Raw genomic sequence first — 20,385 nt, forward strand, 5'->3', positions numbered from 1 at the left:
GTTTTTAAAACCTGGCTGGTCTTGTCGGAGTGATGCCGTATTCTCAAAAATTATACGAAAGCATGAAGGCATACATATCCCAGCGTTGAGCCTCTTGCTGCGGATTTTCCAAACGCGGCAGCCAGCCGGTACCGTTGATGTGATGGTATTCGGCGCTCGCCAGCAAGGAAGGCAGAATTTCATAACGCAGGCCGAACGTCCAGTCCCGAGCATAGCGGGAAAAGGAGGGGCCCAACGGCGCGGGATACCGATAGCCGTATTGATCGTCAAGATCCCATACCAATTCGTCGTAGCGGATGAGTCCTTCCAGCTTGTCGGTGAAACGGTAAGTGCCTTGGAGATAATAACTCTGGCCGGTAAAACCGATGTCCGAGTGTTGGAAGTAATCCAGGCGGGTGCGGCGCAACGCATATTCTGCAGTCAAAGACCATTTTTCGGCGTTGTACTGGGCCGACAAGATCAAGGGGCTGAAATGGAATGAGCCTTCGTTCGACGGCTGCTGCGAAGAATGGAAATCGCTAAGGAATTCTGCATAAGTTACTGCCAGGCGGACTCCCTTGTCAGGCGCTTCGTAACCCAAGCGGGCGATCCAGGAAGTATCGCCTTCCAAAGCACCCGATTCCCTTCTCAAAATCGTATTCATGAATTCCGGGTCGTCGGTGCGGGGGATGATCAGCCCGAAGTTGAACGAAAAATCTCCGAAGTCGGTGCGGTGCTCGCCATACAGATAGCCTCCATCGGCGGACAGCGCCAGATTTCTGTTGCGATCGAAATAAATCGATTGCGGCAAGAAAATGCTCGGCCGGGTCGACGCGACGTCGCGGGTTTCATTGTAAAAACCGAGCGGTGTCGGTACTCGGCCGGCGCGTATCGCCAGCTGCGAGGATTCGGTGGACAACAGATTATAGTTGGCCAGGCCGTAATCGATGCGAAAACCGTCTTCATCCGTTTGCCCCGCGTCCCGCCAGACCACCTGCAGCGCTAATTGCAAATCGGGCAATGCGCTCCACGAACCGTTAACGCCCAGTTCGCGAAAATCGGTCGAAAGCGAGTCCTTGGAATGGCCGAAAAAATTGTTGTTGCTCGTATGAATGAAGCCCTGCGACAGAAAACCGTGCACCTGTACCGAATCGGGCAACCATTTGTTGATGTTCAAGTTTTGCGCGGCGGTGGATGCACTGAATGCTAACGCGGCGATGCAGGAGCACGCGAAGAACAAGTCATGCTTGAAGTGTATTGGCGAATAGTGCATAAAGGCCTATCTTCCTATTGAATTTCCAATATTTTGACGGCTGAGGTCAAATCCTTACCGCTCAAGTAGCCTACTGCCCCGGGCGTTTCCATGACTTGTTTCAACATCTCCTCTTTCGTTTCGACCACTAACGGGGCCTGTCCCGTGCCGCTGAAAACCAGCCTGTTCCAGCCGCGGCGTATCTGATGGGGAAATACGCGTAATTTCTGTTTGCAAAAGGTTTTATGCAGCGGATCTTCATCCTGCAGTACGTAAACCGTAATCGGAGAACCATCGCTCCAGTGTCTCAAACGCATATTATAAATATGGCATTCAAACCGGTTTGGCTGATTTGCCGTTGAAAATTGGCCGAATTGATAATGATATAAACGCTGTCAGGGCTGACTTTATTCGGAACAGATTCCGGATATCCCCTCTCTATCCAAAGGCACAACAAAATAGCGAGGGCAACCCGGCTTCTTGTAATTTTTGAGAGGGGAACCTGCCTTTTCAATTCGACTTCCTTAATGCCTTACAAGAATAAAAATCTACAAGTCTAGTAGAAATATGGAGAGTTTTTTCCATTCATAAAGCGGAAGGCGAGAAAAAACTCCCATTGTCCGAGAAAGTCTAACCGGAAAAGGAGGTATATTATAGCCTTTCGGCGTCAATATACCGATTACTTCGCCGTGAGGAACATGACTCTATTGCGGCTCCGGTTTGAAACCGGAATTTCTGCACCGGCCGGGCCGGCTTGTAGGCCAGGTTCAGCAGAAGCTGACTTCATAGCGAGCAAAATGCATATTCGATTCGATAAATTTCTCTATCCGGAGCGAAGCATCGATAATTCCCCGGCCGATCGCCAGCACTGCGGTATTTCCGTACCGGCTGGCCGGAGGCAGAAAAAGCTCGGCGCGCACGTTTTTCTGGCGAATGACAATGAATCCATGAATTTTTCCTAACTCGACCGGATAAACGTCTCCGTCGATTTTCTCCAGCAAAAGATTTTTAAACTTGATGTTGCTGTCCGGCCGGATATGGCGTATCAAGGCGAAACAGGGCGGCTTCCTTTCCTGGACAAGAATCGCCGGTTCGTCCTGCGAACACTTGAGATTGGCGGTTTTGGTGACCCAAAACGCGCTGTCTTTGGTAGGGAACAGCGCGGATTGACTTGCCGAGACATTTTTGAAGTCAGCCAGAATCTTCGACGACAGCGATGCCGGATTACTTCTGAACTCCAGCGGTATCAGCTCCAGACGGGTTACAGCCTGATGGCTTTCATGAATGCCGCTGAGTTCCATGACCCGGTGGCGGCTGATCAGGATATTTAAAAACTTCCGGGCTTGTGCGCTTCCGACAATCAAGCCGCAGGTCCTGGAATGCAGCGGGTCGAGCGAGCGGCGGATTTCATGATAAGCGGTCAAGCGGGGCAGGAGGCCGGGGTAAGCTGCGAATTTTGCCGCCTGATCCGGATGGTTTTCGAGAAAATCCGTCAACTTGCCGGTATGCAGCGATACTACCCGTTTCGCGGGAATTTCCGAATCCATGCAATCGGGAGGAAGCAGCGCGTCGGGCCGCCAATGGCAGAGGGCAAAATCCGATGAGCCGGGGTCCAGCCGAACATATTCGGCTAATTTCGCGGTAGCGTCAAAAATGGCCGTTATCGCCGTGCCGTCGTACCGGCAAGGATGGCACGAATGGAAGAGCAGCGCATGCTTTACGAGCGCGTCGATCGTCGGATAATGGGGCATTCCCGGAATTCGGTCATCGAATTTCAGCATCAGCCATTGATTCGTTTCCGCCAGCAGATACAAATTCGCGAATTTTTTCCAGATCGTCAAATCCTGAGCGGCATAAAACAAAGTATTGCGCTTATTTAGCAGCGACAAAATCTGCATCGCTCTATACGCGCAAACCGCTTGTTGGGAGCGGGGGAGGGTGTTTTCACGCGCTAATTGCGCATAGGCGAAGCTCAATTTTCTCGGCAATTTGATCGCGGCGGCCATCCGCTTTTGGGCTTTATCCGGCGAGTCGGCCGACTTTCTGGCATGGTGCTCCAATAATTTGGATAACAGCAAAACGGTTTCGGTCAGCTTGTCCAGGGTCAGAAACAAGGCGCTTTTTTCGATAGGGGATTTCGCCAATTCATTCAATACCCCGCTGAGCAAATTGATTTTCTCGGCGGGAACCACTCGATCGAGGGAAAGCAGCCAGCTGCCGATGGAGGCCGTGGTGGTTTCAAATGGCAACGGGTGGAATTTCTGCATAAGGCGCTCTGCAATGGGAGTGACTCAAGTGTAAAACACGGCAGCGGTACCGCCGGTTAACAAAGCCAAATGGAGATAATGGATGAGAAAAGCATAGCACAGCTCTGAATTCGCAATCGGCAAACGCTATCAAAAATATATTTTTTATGACTGCACACCGGGCGGGAGCGGGGTATTTATTCCGCCCGCGCAGCCTTGCAATCATTCTACTTCTGAGCCTTTTGTAGGGCGGATTCGCCGCCAGGCAATCCGCCATCGCTTTGAAGCCTGTTGGCGTTTTGCTATCGCGAAAACGCCCTACAACTGTGCTCTTCATAACGCTTGGCGTGGTTAACGGCAAGTCGCCTCGATGCAGCGTCAGTCGGGTAGGTCGGGCAACAGCTCCATCGTTGCCCGACGCTGGGTTGGCCATTATGCGTCGCGGTTACAATGATCCCTCCACGGACCCATTGGGCATTGAAAAGTCGGGCACAAAAAGCGTGCCCGACCTACCCGGCTTCATAACGCTTGGCGTGGTTAACGGCAAGTCGCCGCGATGCAGCGTCAGTCGGGTAGGTCGGGCAACAGCTCCATCGTTGCCCGACGCTGGGTTGGCCATTATGCGCCGCGGTTACAATGATCCCTCCACGGACCCATTGGGCGTTGAAAAGTCGGGCACAAAAAGCGTGCCCGACCTACCCGGCTTCATAACGCTTGGCGTGGTTAACGACAAGTCGCCTCGATGCAGCGTCAGTCGGGTAGGTCGGGTAGGTCGGGCAACAGCTCCATCGTTGCCCGACGCTGGGTTGGCCATTATGCGTCGCGGTTACAATGATCCATCCACGGACCTATTGGGCATTGAAAAGCCGGGCACAAAAAGCGTGCCCGACCTACCCGGCTATGCCCTGTCCGGCGTTAGGTGTACGCGGCTGCACGACCAGTTGCCTTTCAGCCGGGCGAACGCGATAATGACAACCTTGCCCCGCCTTAACGAGTCATACCCATGTGCATCATCAACCCGCGCGTCGACTTCGCCTTTAAAAAGCTGTTCGGCAGCGAAGAAAACAAAGACCTGTTGATGTCGTTGATTAACGCGATCGTGTCCGAAGAAGACCGGGTCGCGGACATCGAACTGAAAAATCCGTACAATTTGGCCGACTATCAGGCCGGCAAAATCTCGATCCTCGACATCAAGGCCAAGAGTGAAAAAGGCCGTTGGTACAACATCGAAATGCAAATCAGCGAGGATTATTATTTCGACAAACGCGCGATCTATTACTGGGCCAAGCTGGTCACCGAACAGCTCAGCGAAGGCATGATGTTCAAGGAACTGAAAAAAACCATCAGCATCAACATCCTGGATTTCAATTTCGTGCCGGACATCGACGAATTCCACAACATCTACAAAATCATCAATACCGCAACCGGCAAGGACGACAAATTGCACGACGTGTTCGAACTGCATTACATCGAACTCAGAAAATTCACCAAAACCGGCGCGCAAATCGTGACCGCGCTGGACCGCTGGAGCACGTTTTTGACCAAGGCGCACCAGTTGGACAAACACAAAATCCCGAAAGAATTGGCGGAAGACCGAGCGATCGTCAAAGCGGTCAGCGCGGTGGACCGCATGTTCGACGAAGACGAACGCAAAATTTACGAAGTACGCATGCAGGCGTTGGCCGAGGTGGAGAGCAAGATTGCTTCGGCAATGGATAAAGGCTTGGAGTTGGGCAAAGCGAAAGGCAGGGAAGAAGGCCGAGCGGAAGGCAAAGAGCAAGGCCGAGCGGAAGGCAAAGAGGAAGGTTTATATGAAGCCAAAAAACAAATCGCTCTCAAGCTGCATGCCTCCGGGATGGATCAAGACGCCATCGCCAACCTCACCGGCTTATCCAAGCCGGACATTCAACAAATCGTTCAAAATCTGTAGCCGAGTAAGTCGGGCAACAGCTCCACCGTTGCCCGGCGTTGGGTTAGCCATCATGCGCCGAAAAGTCGGGCGCAAAAGACACCGCCCGGCCGATTGCCTTTCCACCGCGCGAACGCGATAATGGCGGTATTGCCCCGCTGTAACGAGACATTCCCATGTGCATCATCAACCCGCGCGTCGATTTCGCGTTTAAAAAACTGTTCGGCAGCGAAGAAAACAAAGACCTGTTGATGTCGTTGATTAACGCGATCGTGTCCGAAGAAGACCGGGTCGCGGACATCGAACTGAAAAATCCGTACAATTTGGCCGACTATCAGGCCGGCAAAATCTCGATCCTCGACATCAAGGCGAAGAGTGAAAAAGGCCGCTGGTACAACATCGAAATGCAAATCAGCGAGGATTATTATTTCGACAAACGCGCGATCTATTACTGGGCCAAGCTGGTCACCGAACAGCTCAGCGAAGGCATGATGTTCAAGGAACTGAAAAAAACCATCAGCATCAACATCCTGGATTTCAATTTCGTGCCGGACATCGACGAATTCCACAACATCTACAAAATCATCAATACCGCAACCGGCAAGGACGACAAATTGCACGACGTGTTCGAACTGCATTACATCGAACTCAGAAAATTCACCAAAACCGGCGCGCAAATCGTGACCGCGCTGGACCGCTGGAGCACGTTTTTGACCAAGGCGCATCAATTGGACAAACACAAGATTCCGAAAGAATTGGCGGAGGATAACGCGATCGTCAAAGCGGTCAGCGCGGTCGACCGCATGTTCGATGAAGAAGAACGGCGGATTTACGAAGTGCGCATGCAGGCGTTGGCCGACGTGGAGAGCAAGATTGCCTCGGCAATGGATAAAGGCCTGGAGTTAGGCGAAGAGGAAGGTAGAGCGGAAGGATTATATGAAGCCAAAACACAAATTGCGCTCAAGCTGCATGCGTCCGGGGCGGATCGAGACGAGATCGCCAACATAACTGGCTTATCCGAATCGGAAATTCAACAAATCGTTCAAAAGCGGTAAGCCCGCCGCCAGACTCCGCCCTTTTGTAGGGCGGATTCGCCGCCAGGCAATCCGCCGCGCTTTGAAGGCGATAGGCGTTTTGCTATCGCGAAAACGCCCTACCACTCCGCTCTTCATCATTCATAACGCTGGACGTGGTTAACAGCAAGTCGCCGCGATGCAGCGTCAGTCGGGTAGGTCGGGCAACAGCTCCATCGTTGCCCGACGCTGGGTTAGCCATTATGCGCCGCGGTTACAATGATCCATCCACGGACCCATTGGGCGTTGAAAAGTCGGGCACAAAAAGCGTGCCCGACCTACCCGGTTATGTTCGGCGGTTGCCATTGGGTGGCGGGGATTCCTTACTGACAAAAAGCGTCACAAAACGACGCCGTTTTTTGTCAATTGCCGAAGCGATGATTCTTCAAACGGTTTTCCCGGCAATGAAAAAATGCCTTTTAAAAAAACGGTGGAGTATAACTAATTGTTTTTGAAATGAAATTTTTCATGGTTCGCGCTTGAGCGTGGGATATTGAATATTTGGCACATAACCTGCTTTTGTCGAGTTGTTTTCAACAATGACCCATTCAAAGAGGAAATTACCATGAAAAATATTCCCGTACAAAAACAACAAGGTTTTACCTTGATCGAATTAATGATCGTGATTGCGATCATCGGCATCCTGGCGGCGGTTGCGATTCCGGCTTATAAGGATTACACCATACGTGCGCGTGCGTCAGAAGCTCTTGTCGCCGCATCAAGTATGAAAGCGACTGTAGCCGAAAATATTTCTAATAATGGTGGTGTAATTGCAGCAGGCGCATGCAACGGCGTTACCACTCTTGCTACTGCCACAGAAAACGTTAAAAGTTCAGGTTGTACTGACGCAAGTGGAGTAATTACGGTAGCAACTACCACAAAGGCTGGTGACTTTACATTGACATTGACGCCTGCTGTTAACAACGATGGAACCATAACGTGGGGATGCACAGTTCCGGCTGAGAGCTACAAATATGCGCCAGCGCAATGCCGTAATGCAGGTGGTGGTGATGAGGGCGGTGAAGGTTAACCTCCTGAGCGGGACGGGGTTTATCACCTGAGCCGGGTAGGTCGGGCAACAGCTTCATCGTTGCCCGACTTTTCCAATACCCACTATATGTTTGACCTGAAAAAACCACCCGCGCCGTTTACCGGCCCGGGTGGTTTTTTATAACGACGAATCATCGCTATCACCACGCATGATGGCCAATCCAACGTCGGGTAACGGTGAAGCCGGGTAGGTCGGGCAACGGTTTCATCGTTGCCCGACTTTTCCAATACTCACGGTGTTTGACCTGAAAAAACCACCCGTGCTGTTTGTCGGCCCGGGTGGTTTTTTATGCGGCCTCGATCATGCCGGCCGGGCACGCTTTTGTGCCCGACGTTTTAACGCCCCATCGCATTGAGAACGACGAATCATCGCTATCACCGCGCATGATGGCCAATCCAACGTCGGGTAACGGTGAAGCTGTTGCCTGGCCTACTTTTTTTTGCGGAAACTGTGCTTTAATTGATGTGCATGTTCAATTTCGTGGGAATTTTTAATGCAATACCGTCGCGCTCAAACGCCCGGAGGTACCTATTTTTTTACCGTGGTGACGTATCGGCGGCGAAAATTTCTGTGCGTGCCGGAAAACGTCGAATTATTGCGCACGGCCTTCCGCACGGTAAAATCCGCTCATCCCTTTACGATTGACGCCTTTGTGCTGCTGCCGGACCATCTGCATTGCATTTGGACGTTGCCGCCCGGCGACAAAAATTACCCAATGCGCTGGAGCGCCATCAAAAAGCATTTCACCCGCCATTGCCCGGATGTCTACAAATCACTGCCATCCCGTGCGCAACGACGTAAACGCGCCCAAACCATCTGGCAACCGCGCTATTGGGAACATCAAATTCGCAACGATCGCGACTTCGAAAAACACTGCGACTATATCCATTGGAATCCCGTGAAACACGGCTTGGTTTTGCGCGCGGGGGATTGGCCCTATTCAAGTTTTCACCGTTTCATCCATCTCGGCGTTTATCCTTCGGATTGGGCAGGAGTGGCGGCGGGCTTGGAAGATCAACATTTCGGTGAATAGTAGGTCGGGCACGCTTTTTGTGCCCGACGTTTTAACGCCTCATTGCACCGTGGACGGTGAATCATCGCCATCACGGCGCATGATGGCCAGCCCAATGTCGGGCAACGGTGGAGCTGTTGCCCGACCTACTCCTATAAACTCTTCGGTTTAATTAATACTGTATTCGGTGAATAGTAGGTCGGGCACGCTTTTTGTGCCCGACTTTTCAACTATTGCACCGTGGACGGTGAATCATCGCCACCACGGCGTATGATGGCCAGCTCAATGTCGGGCAACGGTGGAGCTGTTGCCCGACCTACTCCTTGGAAGATCAACGCCCCATTGCACCGTGGACGGTGAATCATCGCCATCACGGCGTATGATGGCCAGTCCAATGTTGGGCAACGGTGGAGCTGTTGCCCGACCTACTCCTATAAACTCTTCGGTTTAATTAATACTGTATTCGGTGAATAGTAGGTCGGGCACGTTTTTTGTGCCCGACTTTTCAACTATTGCACCGTGGACGGTGAATCATCGCCACCACGGCGTATGATGGCCAGCTCAATGTCGGGCAACGGTGGAGCTGTTGCCCGACCTACTCCTTGGAAGCGCGTAGGGCGGATGCCGTCAGGCGATCCGCCGGCCTACTTCTTTCCCAAATGATAGGCAGGTTATTGCGGCTGTTCGATGAATTCGATTGCGTTGCCGTCGCGGTCGCGGCAGAACAGCGCTCTGCGGCCCGATTTGCTGAGCGAATAGGAAACCTGATTTTTTTCCAGCGATTCCAGCACCGGATCCAGCGAGGCGACCGTTAGCGCGACGTGGCGGTCGCGGCCGCCGTGTTCGGGACGGCCGGTGGTCGGGTCCGGATTGTCGAGTTCGAGCAGGTGTATCTGCTGGGATGGAGAGGCGCCGATTTGCAGCCAGGCGCCCGGAAACGGCAGCGGCGGCCGTTCGATTTGCTTGAGCCCCAGCACGTCCCTGTAGAACGGCAAGGATTTTTCGGTATCCGAAACGATCAGGCTGGCATGGTGTAAGGTCAGGAATTGGATTGACATATTAAGATAAAGGGAAGCAAAGGCGATGCCGGAATTATACTTTTCCGGGGGGATTTTTAAAACCGAACTATTTTTGTGACGACGGGTGAACTGTGTTGTTCCAGGATTTTCCAGAACTTGAGGGTGCCGGCAGCCGCAAAACGGTGTGGAGGGGATTGTAAATACAATGCCGTTAAGTTAAGGAATTCGGTAGGCTGGATAAGGAAGCGCATCCGGCGTCCGTGCGGTGGATGCGCTTCGCTTATCCACCCTACAGGGTATTCCCTCTTAACTTAACGGCGTTGATTGCAAATCCCGTCCCGCTATGGGTTCTCCTCTTTGAAAAAGAGGGGCTAGGGGAGATTTTCTAAACTGAATTCCCCTTCGATCTTCCTTTTTCAAAGGGAGGTGAACGCTTATGCGAAATCAAACGACAGATTGCGCTCTACAAACCCCGGTTGATATCCCGCTTGATATCTTCGATATGCTCGAGCCCGACCGAAACCCTGACCAAACCGTCCCGGATACCGGCCGCGGCGCGCGCTTCCGGCGTCAGGCGGCCGTGCGTGGTGGTCGCGGGATGAGTGATCGTGGTTTTCACGTCGCCGAGATTGGCGGTGATCGAGATCATTTGGGTCGCATCGATCAGCTTCCATGCCTGTTCCTTGCCGCCGGCCAGTTCGAAGCTGACGATCGCGCCGAAGTGGCTTTGCTGGGTTTTGGCGAGCGCATGTTGCGGATGCGAGGAAAGGCCCGGATGGTGGACTTTGGCGACGCCGGGCTGCCGTTCCAGCCAGTGGGCAAGCGCCAGCGCGTTGTCGCAGTGGGCTTTCATTCTGACCGCGAGCGATTCGAGGCCGGACAGGAAGGTCCAGGCGTTGAAGGGGCTCATCGTGGCGCCGCCGGTGCGCAGGTACGGATAAATCTGTTTGTCGATGATTTCGTTGTTGGCGACGACCGCGCCGCCGACGCAGCGGCCGTGGCCGTCGAGGTATTTGGTGGCCGAATGCACCACGATGTCCGCGCCGAGAGTCAGCGGTTTTTGCAGGGCCGGGGTGCAGAAACAGTTGTCGACCACCAGCAGGCAGCCATGCCGGTGCGCGATGCCGGCCAGTTCGGCGATGTCCGCGATTTCGGTCAACGGATTCGACGGCGTTTCGAGGAATAAAAAACGCGTGTTCGGCCGGATCGCGGCTTCCCAGGCGGCGGAATCGGTCAAATCGACGAAGTCGGTCTCGACGCCGAATTTGCCGAAGTAGTTCTGGAACAACAGCACGGTATTGCCGAACACGCCGCGCGAACAGACCACATGATCGCCGGCTTTCAGAATACCCATTCCGACCGCCATGATCGCGGCCATGCCCGATGCGAACGCGAGGCAGCGTTCGCCTTTTTCCATCAGGGCCAGCCGTTCCTGGAAGGCGGTCACGGTCGGGTTCGTGAAGCGCGAATACACGTTGCCGGGCAGTTGGCCGGTAAAGCGCAGCGACGCTTCCTCCGCGCTGTTGAAGACATAGCTGGAAGTCGGGAAAATCGGGATGCTGTGTTCGCCTTCAGGGGTGCGGCGATGGCCGGCGCGGATGGCTTGGGTTTCGAGGGAGTAGTCGCTCCAGTCGATGTCTTTCATGGTTTGTCGGGACTCCTGATGTTGTCGGGCTACGCTATCGCTAACCCGGCCTACAATGCTTGCGCGTTTCTGTGGATTAATCGTTAGCAATTCTGCATTTCGATGATGAAGTTCTGGGCATTGCGCTGGCTTTGCGCATGGTCGTTGCGCAGGTCTTCGATATGTTCGAGATAGGCGTCGTCGATATCGCCGGTGACGTATTCCTTGCTGAAGCAGGAGGTATCGAAATGCTCGATGGCCGGATTGCCTTTGCGTACCGCGTCGATCAGGTCCTGCAGATCCTGGTAGATGATCCGGTCCGCGCCGATCGCCTTGCCGACTTCTTCTTCGGACAGATTATGCGCGATCAGTTCGTGCGCGGCGGGCATGTCGATCCCGTAAACGTTCGGGTAGCGGACCGGCGGCGCGGCGGAGGCGAAATAGACTTTTTTGGCGCCGGCGTCGCGCGCCATTTGGATGATCTGGGCCGAGGTCGTGCCGCGCACGACCGAATCGTCGACCAGCAGTACGTTTTTGCCTTCGAATTCGAGGCCGATCGCGTTCAATTTTTGCCGGACCGATTTTTCGCGCATTTTCTGGCCGGGCATGATGAAGGTCCGGCCGATGTAGCGGTTCTTGATGAAGCCTTCGCGGAATTTGACGCCGAGCCGGTTGGCCATTTCCAGCGCCGCGGTGCGGCTGGTGTCCGGGATCGGGATGACGACGTCGATGTCGTGATCGGGCCATTCGCGCAGGATTTTTTGCGCGAGTTTTTCGCCCATCCGGAGACGCGCCTTGTAGACCGAAATATCGTCGATGATCGAGTCGGGACGGGCGAAATAGACGTATTCGAAGATGCAGGGGCAGTGGTCGACCGTATCCGCGCATTGCCGCGTATGCAGTTCGCCGGATTGTTCGATGAAGACTGCCTCGCCGGGCTCGACGTCGCGGATTAGATTAAAACCGAGCACGTCGAGCGCGACGCTTTCGGAGGCGATCATGAATTCGGAGCCTTTGTCGGTCTTGCGCTCGCCGTACACGACCGGGCGGATGCCGTGCGGGTCGCGAAAGCCCAGGATGCCGAAGCCGGTGATCATCACCACGACCGCATAAGCCCCGCGGCAGCGGCGATGCACGCCGCGCACCGCTTCGAACACGTCGTCGACGGTCAGACTGAGTTTGCCGAGATTCTGCAGCTCGTGCGCGAACACGTTCAACAGCACTTCGGAATCGGAATCGGTATTGATATGGCGCTGGTCCTCGACGAACAGCGCTTTTTTCAATTCATTGGTGTTGGTCAGGTTGCCGTTGTGCGCGAGCGTCAGGCCGAACGGCGAGTTCACATAGAACGGCTGGGCCTCGGCCGAACTGGTGCAGCCGGCGGTCGGGTAGCGGACATGGGCGATCCCCATGGCGCCCTTCAGTTTCAGCATGTGCGCATTGGTGAACACGTCGCGGGCCAGACCGTTCTCCTTACGCAAATGCAGACGGCCGTTTTCGCAGGTTACGATTCCGGCGGCATCCTGTCCCCGATGCTGCAACACCGTGAGGGCGTCGAACAACTCCTGGTTGACGTTTTGATGGGAAACAATTCCAGCAATACCACACATATCGATAAGTCCAAGCCTTAAAAAATCAAGAATAATGAAGAAAATCCGAAAATCCGGACGGAAAACGGGTCTTTAGCCACACGACCGTATTCTGGAAATGCGGCAGCAGCATCGACTCATGCCACCAGCTGTCCCTGGGCAGCGGCGTGAGCCCGGCAAAAATCACGATCAGGCAGACGAACAGCAAGCCGCGCGACAGGGCGACGGGCAGGCCGGCGAAATGCCCGAAAAGCGAAGGATAAATCCGTTCTTTTTTGAAGTTGAGGATAAAAAATATCGATGCGCTTAGCGTCAGGGTCAGCACGAACAGGATTGCGAACGCGGCCGCGATTTCCGCTTTCGGATTCGTGAACTCCGAGCGGATCGCGCGGGTGTAGGCGTCGGCAAAATACCAGCCGATCGCGGCGGCAATCAGCCAGCAGGCCAGCGAACGCGCTTCCAGCGCCGCGCCGCGCAGCAAGCCGATCAACAGAAAGAATGCCAGCAGCACCACAATCGCGTAATCAATCCACAGCATCTTCGCAAAAAACTGGGCCATGAATTGGACCGCCGCCATCACTCGGCCAGAATGATCGTCTTGATGTTCTGTTGGTTCAAGCGGTTCCTGATCTCGATCGCGCGCTGCTTGCTCAGTTCGGGGCCGACCTTCAGGCGGTAAATAGGGCCCTTGTCGGTCGATAAGGTTTCCATGGCGGCCGGAAAACCGAGCTTGCGCAGTTTGTCGCGTTGCGAAAGCGCATTTTCCTTTTTGGTGAAGCTGCCCGCCTGGATTGTCCAGCGTTCGAATTTTGCCGTGCTTTTCGGCGCTGCCTTTGCCGGCGTCTCTGAGGATTTCAAGGGGACAGGTTCGACTGCGGCGGACGGTTCGGTAACGCTTGCGGTCCGGCCGGGAACCGGAGCGGTTTTCGGCGCGGCCGTTTTGACCGGGGCGTTGACCACGGGCGGCGTGCGGGTTGGCGCCGGTTTCGGGGGGACGGTTTCGATGTCTTCATCCGGCGCATTTTCGGCATCGGCGGCGTCCATTTCGGCAGGCGGCTCGTAATCGGCCGATGGGTTTTCCTGAAGGCCGGGCTCGATCTTTTCGACGCCTCCGGCGGTAACATTCAGAGTAGAGGGATTGTTGCCGGGCGCGTTCTCTATGCTCGCCGCATCGGCAGGCAGTTTGCTTTCGGGGCCGTTCGGCGAACCGGCGGGCGGTTCGGGAATCGTCATTTCGCTGACGGCCTGGCCGCTGGTGTCGACCGGATCGTCGAACAGCATCGGGATAAAAATGGCGGCAAGCGCCGTGACGACAGCCGCTCCGATCAATCGTTGTTTCAGTTCTTGATCCATTTCGTCATTCACCTTTATCTAGCGCGGAGAGGCAATCGGATACCAAAAAGAAAGAGCCAAAGACCAGCAGCAGATCGCCTTCTTGCAACTGGGTTTTTGCGGCGGCAAAGGCTTCGTTGAAGGTCTGAAAGCCGAAGTGCGCGGCGGAGATTCCGCACTGTTCGAAGATTGCGCGCATTTGCGCCTCATTAGCCGTTCGGGGATTCGTCAAAGGAGCGAAAAACCAGTCGTGAACCAAAGGATTCATCAGTTCGAGCACGCCTTTGATGTCCTTGTCTTTCATCATCGAGAACAGCGCGCGGATACGGTAATGCCGGCAATGTTCCTGCAGGTATTCGACCAAAGTTTTTACGGCTTCCGGATTATGCCCCACGTCCAACAGCAAGGGAATTCTATCATCAATTAACTGAAAACGGCCGGCCAGTTTTACATTTTCCAGGCCGTGCCGGATCGCCGCGATGTCGACCGGTAGAACCGGCGACAATTGGCGGGCTGCCAGAATCGCCGAGGCCGCGTTCCGGTATTGGTGTTCGCCTTTCAGCGCCGGCGGCGGCAGATTTTCGAGCGATTGGCCGGCACAGCGCCAATGCCAGCCGTTGGCGTTTTTTTGGTAGCCGAATTCTCTGCCGATGCGGAACAGTTTGGCGTTTTTGTTTTGGGCGCATTGCAAGAGCGAGGCGGGCGGCTCCGGATCGCCGACAATCGCCGGCACGCCGGTACGGAAGATGCCCGCTTTTTCGGCGCCGATCGCTTCGCGGGTCTGGCCGAGCCAGTCGACATGATCGATCCCGATACTGCTGATCAGCGCTACGTCCGGATCGACGATGTTGACCGCGTCGAGGCGGCCTCCCATGCCGACTTCCAGGATCTGAATATCGACGCGGCGACGGGAAAAAATGTCGAGCGCGGCGAGCGTGCTGAACTCGAAATAACTTAAGGAGGTGTTGTCGCGGACCGCTTCGATTCGGGCGAATGCTTCGCAGATCAGTTCGTCGGCGGCCGGGATGGCGTCGATCTTGATGCGTTCGTTGTAGCGTAGAATATGCGGCGAGGTATAAGCGCCGACCCGGTAGCCCTGCGCCCGGTAGATCGTTTCGAGATAGGCGACGCAGGAGCCTTTGCCGTTGGTGCCGGCGACGGTGATCGTAACCGGTTTCCGGTAATCCGGATCGAGCGCGGCGAAAACGCGCGCGGCGCGTTCCAGGCCCATGTCGATCGCTAAAGGATGCAGGCTTTCCTGCCAGGTCAGCCAGTCTTTTAGCGTATTGAAACGCGGCATCAACGGTGGGATCGCAATCGGCTACTGGTCTTCTTCTACGACTTGGCTTTCGCCGGGCACTTCGTCGACGGTTTCCGGCTCCGGATTCTGAAGATATTCCAGCCGCGCCAGTGCTTCGGTTCTTACCGGGGACAAAATGCTCAGAATGCTGGCGATTTTGTCGCGGATATCGCGGCGGTCGATGATCATGTCGACCGCGCCGTGTTCCTGCAAAAACTCGCTGCGCTGAAAGCCTTCCGGCAGTTTTTCGCGTACGGTTTGTTCGATGACGCGCGGGCCGGCAAAACCGATCAAGGCGTTCGGCTCGGCCGCATTGATGTCGCCCAGCATCGCCAGACTCGCCGAAACGCCGCCCATGGTCGGGTCGGTCATGAACGAAATGTACGGAATGCCGGCCTCGGACAGCTTGGTCAGCGCGGCGCTGGTCTTGGCCATCTGGAACAGCGAAAACAAGGATTCCTGCATCCGGGCGCCGCCGCTCGCGGTAAACACGATGAACGGGCAGCCGAACTCCAGGCTTTTGTTTACGCCGCGCATGAAGCGCTCGCCGACGACCGAGCCCATCGAGCCGCCCATGAAATTGAAATCGAATGCGGCCGCGACGATGTCGATACCCTTCAGTTTGCCTTTCATAACGACCAGGGCGTCGGTTTCCTTTGTCTGCTTTTGCGCCTGAGCGATACGGTCTTTGTATTTCTTGCTGTCCCGGAATTTCAATGGATCGGTCGGCTTGATGCCTTTGCCGATTTCTTCCCGACTTTCGGCGTCCAGGAAAATGTCCAGCCGGGTTCGCGCCGAAATGCGCATGTGATGTTCGCATTTCGGGCAAACGTGCAGATTTCTTTCCAGCTCCAGCGCATAAAGAATTGCATTGCAGTTGGGACATTTATTCCACAAACCTTCAGGCACGGCTCCTTTTTTATTGGAGTTTTCCGTTCTGATGGTAGACGGAACCAGTTTCTGAAACCAACTCATTGTCATTGTGCCTCGTTGCGCGCGTTAATGCGGTTGTCGTGTAACTACTCATCCCCATCGTCAGATACTCGAGTAAGCGTAAAGCCCCTCTTTGAAAAAGAGGGGGTAGGGGGAGATTCTTTTAATTATCCATGGCCTGGCGCATCGCGCTCAGCATGTCGATGATTGCGCTTTTGGCGCGTTCGGGATCGTCCGGATTCGCTTCGATATGGCTGATCAGCGCACTGCCGACCACGACGCCGTCGCCGATGCCGGCGACAGTTTTCGCGGTCTCCGCATCTTTCACGCCGAAGCCGATGCCGACCGGCAGGCTGGCGTTTGCGCGGATTTCCTTGAGTTTTTGCTCTACATCGGCGGTATTCAAATGCCCCGCGCCGGTGACGCCTTTCAGCGACACATAATAAAGGTAGCCCGAACCGATCTCACCCATTTTTCTGATCCGCTCCGCGCTGCTGTTCGGCGCCAGCAAAAAGATCGTATCGATGCCGCGCGTCTTCAATTCGGCGGCGCAGGCTTCGCCTTCCTCGGGCGGCAGGTCGACGGTCAGCACGCCGTCGACATCGGCCCGCTGTGCGGCATTGGCAAAGCCCCCATAGCCCATCGCTTCAATCGGGTTCAGGTAGCCCATCAAGACCAGAGGCGTTTGGGCATCGGTGCGCCGAAACTCCATCGCCATTTCCAGCGTACGGCGCAGGCTCATCTTATGTGCGAGCGCGCGTTCGCTGGCGCGCTGGATCACCGGGCCGTCGGCCATCGGATCGGAAAACGGCACACCCAGTTCGATCACGTCGGCACCGGCCTTGACCATTGCATGCATCATCGGCACCGTGAAAGCAGGGTACGGATCGCCCGCGGTAATGAACGGGATCAGCGCCTTGCGGCCGTTTTGGGACAGTTCTTCGAATTTGGCGGCTAATCGGCTCACAGTAAAATTCCCTCGCGTTTGGCCATTGTCTGCATATCTTTGTCGCCGCGGCCGGACAGGTTGACAATGATGATTTGATCTTTTTTCATCGTCGGGGCCAGCTTCATCGTGTAGGCCATCGCGTGGCTCGATTCGAGCGCCGGAATGATGCCTTCCATCCGGGTCAGCGCGTAGAAGCCTTCGAGCGCTTCGTCGTCGGTAATGCTGACGTAAGTTGCGCGGCCGGTGTCTTTCAGCCAGGAATGCTCGGGGCCGACGCCCGGATAGTCGAGTCCTGCCGAGATCGAATGGGTTTCGATGATTTCGCCGTCGTCGTCGGCCATCAGATAGGTGCGATTGCCGTGCAGGACGCCCGGGCGGCCTGCCGACAGCGGTGCGGAATGGCGTCCGGTTTCGATGCCGTCGCCGGCCGCTTCGACACCGTACATTTTGACGCTCTCGTCGTCGATGAACGGATAGAACAGGCCGATCGCGTTCGAGCCGCCGCCGACGCAGGCAACCAGCGCGTCGGGCAGGCGACCGGTCATTTCTTGGCATTGCTGCTTCGCTTCGCGGCCGAGAATGGCCTGGAAGTCGCGGACCATCGCCGGATACGGGTGCGGGCCGGCGACCGTACCGATGATGTAGAAGGTGTTGTCGACATTGGTGACCCAGTCGCGGAGCGCTTCATTCAGTGCGTCTTTCAGCGTTTTCGAGCCGGATTCGACCGCGACGACTTTCGCACCCAGGAGCTTCATCCGGTACACGTTCAGCGATTGGCGCGCGACGTCGACCGCGCCCATGTACACGACGCATTCGAGGCCCAGACGGGCCGCCACGGTGGCGGTCGCGACGCCGTGCTGGCCGGCGCCGGTTTCGGCGATGATCCGGGTTTTGCCCATCCGCTTGGCCAGCAGGGCCTGGCCGACCGTGTTGTTGATCTTGTGCGAACCGGTATGGTTCAGGTCTTCGCGCTTCAGGTAGATCTGCGCGCCGCCGAGTTCGCGGCTCCAGCGTTCGGCATGGTACAGCGGCGACGGCCGGCCGACGTAATGCTGTAGGTCGGCATCCAGTTCGGCCAGGAAGTCGGGGTCCTGCAAATAGCGGTGGTAGGCTTCGTTAAGTTCCTGGATCGGCCGGATCAGCGTTTCCGCGACGAACGTTCCGCCGTAGGGGCCGAAATGCCCCCGCGCATCGGGCATATTGTATTTATTGGTCATAATTTATTGTGTCACCCTTATTAACTTCTGTTAAAAACGCCGCCATTCTGGCCGCATCCTTAACACCTTTGGCCGCTTCCACCCCGCTGCTGACATCCAGCGCATAAGGTTTGACCGTCCGTACCGCATCACAGGCGTTTTCCGGATTCAAGCCGCCCGCCAAAATGATCGGCAGGCCGCATTGTTCCGGGATCATCTTCCAGTCAAAAAGGCTGCCGGTGCCGCCTTTCGCATCCGGATGCCAGGCGTCGAGCAAGAGTCCCGCCGCATCGTGATATTGCCGCGCCAACTCCGCAATATCGGTGCCGGGCTTGACCCCGACCGCCTTGATATAGCGTTTGCGGTAAAGCCTGCACGCCTCGGGCGCCTCGTCGCCATGAAACTGCAGGCAATCGATCGGCACGTGCTGCAAAATTTCCCGTATCCGTGCCTCTTCCTCATCCACGAACAATGCGACGGTCGTCGTAAACGCGGGCAGGGCGCCGACGATCTTCAATGCCTGGTCGATGTCGACGTTGCGCGGACTTGGCGGGTAAAACACTAAGCCGACCGCATCGGCGCCGAGCAGCGCAGCTTCGCGCGCGTCCTCGGCACGCGTAAAGCCGCAAATTTTAACGCGAGTTCGCATAAAGTGATATGGGAATTTAAGAAAAAAACCAAGCCTTATAGAATATCATAAAAGGCGGCCGTCCTTGATTCCGAAAATTCGCCGGTTTCGGAACGGGGGATTTTTTAAATTTAAAACGAAAACATGGCTTTTTTCGCCGCATTTGCAGAGGTCCGGCTTTCAGATAAAGTTGCGCCATTTGAATAAGTCCGTGCTTCATTTACAATGGACGGTTTGTTGAAAGACTTGCCAGGTTTTTAAAACCTGGCAAGTTATGGGTTAGCCGCGCGAAAACCGTTTTGGGCTGACCCGCTGGAAAACAATGTCGGCAATGACGGTTGGATGAGATAGATGAAAAAATTAAGATGCGCGGTAATCGGTACGGGCTATCTCGGCAAGTTTCACGCGGAAAAATACGCTTCGCTGCCGGACTGCGAACTGACCGCAGTGGTCGATATCGACGAGGCTGCCGCCCGTAATATCGCGGAGAAACACGGCGCGAAGGCGGTGACCGATTACCGGGAGCTCCTGGGCCGGATCGATGCGGTCAGCGTGGTCGTGCCGACCACGCTGCATCATCGGGTAGCGAAGCATTTTCTATCGGCCGGCGCGCACGTGCTGGTCGAAAAGCCGATTACGGTGACGCTGGAGGAAGCCGACGAGCTGATCGCGATCGCGCATGAAAATAACCGGGTCCTGCAGGTCGGCCATCTGGAACGCTTCAATCCGGCCGTGCTCGGGCTCGACAAGGAAGAAAAGCCGCTGTTCATCGAATCGCACCGGCTGGCGCCGTTCAATCCGCGCGCGAACGACGTCAGCGTGGTGCTCGATCTGATGATTCACGACATCGACATCATTCTGGCTTTGGTCGATTCGGAGGTCGAGCGGATCGACGCGAGCGGCACGGCGGTGCTGACCCAGGGCACCGACATCGCGAACGCGCGCCTGTTGTTCGAAAACGGCTGCGTCGCGAATGTAACCGCGAGCCGGATCAGCATGAAACTGGAACGCAAGATGCGTCTGTTCCGCCCGTCTTCGTACGTGTCGGTCGATTTCCAGAACCGCGTCTTGACCAAGCACCGCACCGGCGAGAAGGAAATGTTTCCCGGCATTCCCGAGATCGTGACCGAAGAATCGGTGTTCGCGACCAGCGACGCGCTGCTGGAAGAAATCCGGCATTTCGTCGCTTGCATACAAACCGGCGAAAATCCGCTGGTGCCTGGAGAAGCGGGAAGAAGAGCGCTGGCAACTGCGATCAGGATTACGGAGCTTCTGAATTAAAGGTTAAGCGTA

General features: G+C 55.5%; 18 protein-coding genes. 5 read left to right on the forward strand and 13 right to left on the reverse strand.

All coding sequences use genetic code 11. From position 1 onward, the window contains the following. Positions 1–43 precede the first annotated feature (43 nt). The 3 genes from CC94_RS0112840 to CC94_RS0112850 form a co-directional block, all read right to left on the reverse strand. Positions 44–1,252 (reverse strand): porin, encoded by a 1,209-nt coding sequence (locus tag CC94_RS0112840; protein ID WP_005370385.1) that lies wholly within the window; start codon positions 1,250–1,252, stop codon positions 44–46. A gap of 14 nt (positions 1,253–1,266) precedes the next feature. Then, positions 1,267–1,548 carry a hypothetical protein gene (locus CC94_RS21560; RefSeq protein ID WP_051040325.1) on the reverse strand — a complete coding sequence of 94 codons (282 nt, stop codon included), beginning with the start codon at positions 1,546–1,548 and terminating at the stop codon, positions 1,267–1,269. Between the two features lie 450 nt (positions 1,549–1,998). Next, complete coding sequence (locus CC94_RS0112850) at positions 1,999–3,498, reverse strand: hypothetical protein (RefSeq protein ID WP_005370386.1); 1,500 nt, start codon at positions 3,496–3,498, stop codon at positions 1,999–2,001. Between the two features lie 982 nt (positions 3,499–4,480). Here CC94_RS0112850 and CC94_RS0112855 point away from each other — a divergent pair. The 4 genes from CC94_RS0112855 (at position 4,481) to CC94_RS0112870 (ending at position 8,543) form a co-directional block, all read left to right on the forward strand. Beyond that, on the forward strand, positions 4,481–5,407 hold the full coding sequence (locus CC94_RS0112855; protein ID WP_031431149.1) for an Rpn family recombination-promoting nuclease/putative transposase: 927 nt from the start codon (positions 4,481–4,483) through the stop codon (positions 5,405–5,407). Positions 5,408–5,562: 155 nt separating this feature from the next. After that, a complete protein-coding gene (locus tag CC94_RS0112860) occupies positions 5,563–6,441 on the forward strand; it encodes an Rpn family recombination-promoting nuclease/putative transposase (protein WP_031431151.1) in 879 nt (292 codons plus the stop codon). Between the two features lie 583 nt (positions 6,442–7,024). Further along, positions 7,025–7,489, forward strand: a complete 465-nt coding sequence (locus CC94_RS0112865; protein ID WP_031431153.1) for a pilin — start codon at positions 7,025–7,027, stop codon at positions 7,487–7,489. Positions 7,490–8,003: 514 nt separating this feature from the next. Beyond that, a complete protein-coding gene (locus tag CC94_RS0112870; protein WP_031431155.1) occupies positions 8,004–8,543 on the forward strand; it encodes an REP-associated tyrosine transposase in 540 nt (179 codons plus the stop codon). Positions 8,544–9,193: 650 nt separating this feature from the next. Here the strand turns inward: CC94_RS0112870 and CC94_RS0112875 are convergent. The 10 genes from CC94_RS0112875 to CC94_RS0112920 all read right to left on the reverse strand — a co-directional run bounded on the left by CC94_RS0112875 (position 9,194) and on the right by CC94_RS0112920 (position 19,113). Then, positions 9,194–9,580 carry a VOC family protein gene (locus CC94_RS0112875; protein WP_005370391.1) on the reverse strand — a complete coding sequence of 129 codons (387 nt, stop codon included), beginning with the start codon at positions 9,578–9,580 and terminating at the stop codon, positions 9,194–9,196. A gap of 424 nt (positions 9,581–10,004) precedes the next feature. Continuing rightward, entirely contained in the window at positions 10,005–11,186 is a 1,182-nt protein-coding gene (locus CC94_RS0112880) for an O-succinylhomoserine sulfhydrylase (protein ID WP_005370393.1), read from the reverse strand. Positions 11,187–11,269: 83 nt separating this feature from the next. After that, complete coding sequence (purF, locus tag CC94_RS0112885) at positions 11,270–12,775, reverse strand: amidophosphoribosyltransferase (RefSeq protein ID WP_005370399.1); 1,506 nt, start codon at positions 12,773–12,775, stop codon at positions 11,270–11,272. A gap of 25 nt (positions 12,776–12,800) precedes the next feature. Beyond that, positions 12,801–13,331 (reverse strand): CvpA family protein, encoded by a 531-nt coding sequence (locus CC94_RS0112890; RefSeq protein WP_005370400.1) that lies wholly within the window; start codon positions 13,329–13,331, stop codon positions 12,801–12,803. After that, a complete protein-coding gene (locus CC94_RS0112895) occupies positions 13,331–14,107 on the reverse strand; it encodes an SPOR domain-containing protein (RefSeq protein WP_005370401.1) in 777 nt (258 codons plus the stop codon). The genes CC94_RS0112890 and CC94_RS0112895 overlap by 1 nt, the downstream gene beginning before the upstream one ends. A 4-nt stretch (positions 14,108–14,111) precedes the next feature. After that, positions 14,112–15,386, reverse strand: a complete 1,275-nt coding sequence (gene folC / locus CC94_RS0112900; protein WP_005370406.1) for a bifunctional tetrahydrofolate synthase/dihydrofolate synthase — start codon at positions 15,384–15,386, stop codon at positions 14,112–14,114. A 21-nt stretch (positions 15,387–15,407) separates the two neighbouring features. Next, positions 15,408–16,367 carry an acetyl-CoA carboxylase, carboxyltransferase subunit beta gene (gene accD, locus CC94_RS0112905; protein WP_084675341.1) on the reverse strand — a complete coding sequence of 320 codons (960 nt, stop codon included), beginning with the start codon at positions 16,365–16,367 and terminating at the stop codon, positions 15,408–15,410. 115 nt (positions 16,368–16,482) lie between these two features. Beyond that, entirely contained in the window at positions 16,483–17,286 is an 804-nt protein-coding gene (trpA, locus tag CC94_RS0112910) for a tryptophan synthase subunit alpha (protein WP_005370413.1), read from the reverse strand. Then, positions 17,283–18,485, reverse strand: a complete 1,203-nt coding sequence (gene trpB / locus CC94_RS0112915; RefSeq protein ID WP_005370415.1) for a tryptophan synthase subunit beta — start codon at positions 18,483–18,485, stop codon at positions 17,283–17,285. The genes trpA and trpB overlap by 4 nt, the downstream gene beginning before the upstream one ends. Next, on the reverse strand, positions 18,475–19,113 hold the full coding sequence (locus CC94_RS0112920) for a phosphoribosylanthranilate isomerase (protein WP_005370416.1): 639 nt from the start codon (positions 19,111–19,113) through the stop codon (positions 18,475–18,477). The genes trpB and CC94_RS0112920 overlap by 11 nt, the downstream gene beginning before the upstream one ends. A gap of 330 nt (positions 19,114–19,443) precedes the next feature. Between CC94_RS0112920 and CC94_RS0112930 the strand changes: the two genes are divergently transcribed. Further along, complete coding sequence (locus CC94_RS0112930) at positions 19,444–20,373, forward strand: Gfo/Idh/MocA family protein (RefSeq protein WP_005370418.1); 930 nt, start codon at positions 19,444–19,446, stop codon at positions 20,371–20,373. Positions 20,374–20,385 lie beyond the last annotated feature (12 nt).

Origin of the sequence: Methylomicrobium agile (assembly GCF_000733855.1) — a bacterium.
GTDB lineage: Bacteria > Pseudomonadota > Gammaproteobacteria > Methylococcales > Methylomonadaceae > Methylomicrobium > Methylomicrobium agile.

Bases quoted from the DNA above. Each gene is read 5' to 3' on its own strand.
- CC94_RS0112840 (WP_005370385.1), bottom strand. From the start codon at position 1,252: ATGCACTATTCGCCAATACACTTCAAGCATGACTTGTTCTTCGCGTGC.
- CC94_RS21560 (WP_051040325.1), bottom strand. From the start codon at position 1,548: ATGCGTTTGAGACACTGGAGCGATGGTTCTCCGATTACGGTTTACGTA.
- CC94_RS0112850 (WP_005370386.1), bottom strand. From the start codon at position 3,498: ATGCAGAAATTCCACCCGTTGCCATTTGAAACCACCACGGCCTCCATC.
- CC94_RS0112855 (WP_031431149.1), top strand. From the start codon at position 4,481: ATGTGCATCATCAACCCGCGCGTCGACTTCGCCTTTAAAAAGCTGTTC.
- CC94_RS0112860 (WP_031431151.1), top strand. From the start codon at position 5,563: ATGTGCATCATCAACCCGCGCGTCGATTTCGCGTTTAAAAAACTGTTC.
- CC94_RS0112865 (WP_031431153.1), top strand. From the start codon at position 7,025: ATGAAAAATATTCCCGTACAAAAACAACAAGGTTTTACCTTGATCGAA.
- CC94_RS0112870 (WP_031431155.1), top strand. From the start codon at position 8,004: ATGCAATACCGTCGCGCTCAAACGCCCGGAGGTACCTATTTTTTTACC.
- CC94_RS0112875 (WP_005370391.1), bottom strand. From the start codon at position 9,580: ATGTCAATCCAATTCCTGACCTTACACCATGCCAGCCTGATCGTTTCG.
- CC94_RS0112880 (WP_005370393.1), bottom strand. From the start codon at position 11,186: ATGAAAGACATCGACTGGAGCGACTACTCCCTCGAAACCCAAGCCATC.
- purF (WP_005370399.1), bottom strand. From the start codon at position 12,775: ATGTGTGGTATTGCTGGAATTGTTTCCCATCAAAACGTCAACCAGGAG.
- CC94_RS0112890 (WP_005370400.1), bottom strand. From the start codon at position 13,331: ATGGCGGCGGTCCAATTCATGGCCCAGTTTTTTGCGAAGATGCTGTGG.
- CC94_RS0112895 (WP_005370401.1), bottom strand. From the start codon at position 14,107: ATGGATCAAGAACTGAAACAACGATTGATCGGAGCGGCTGTCGTCACG.
- folC (WP_005370406.1), bottom strand. From the start codon at position 15,386: ATGCCGCGTTTCAATACGCTAAAAGACTGGCTGACCTGGCAGGAAAGC.
- accD (WP_084675341.1), bottom strand. From the start codon at position 16,367: ATGACAATGAGTTGGTTTCAGAAACTGGTTCCGTCTACCATCAGAACG.
- trpB (WP_005370415.1), bottom strand. From the start codon at position 18,485: ATGACCAATAAATACAATATGCCCGATGCGCGGGGGCATTTCGGCCCC.
- CC94_RS0112920 (WP_005370416.1), bottom strand. From the start codon at position 19,113: ATGCGAACTCGCGTTAAAATTTGCGGCTTTACGCGTGCCGAGGACGCG.
- CC94_RS0112930 (WP_005370418.1), top strand. From the start codon at position 19,444: ATGAAAAAATTAAGATGCGCGGTAATCGGTACGGGCTATCTCGGCAAG.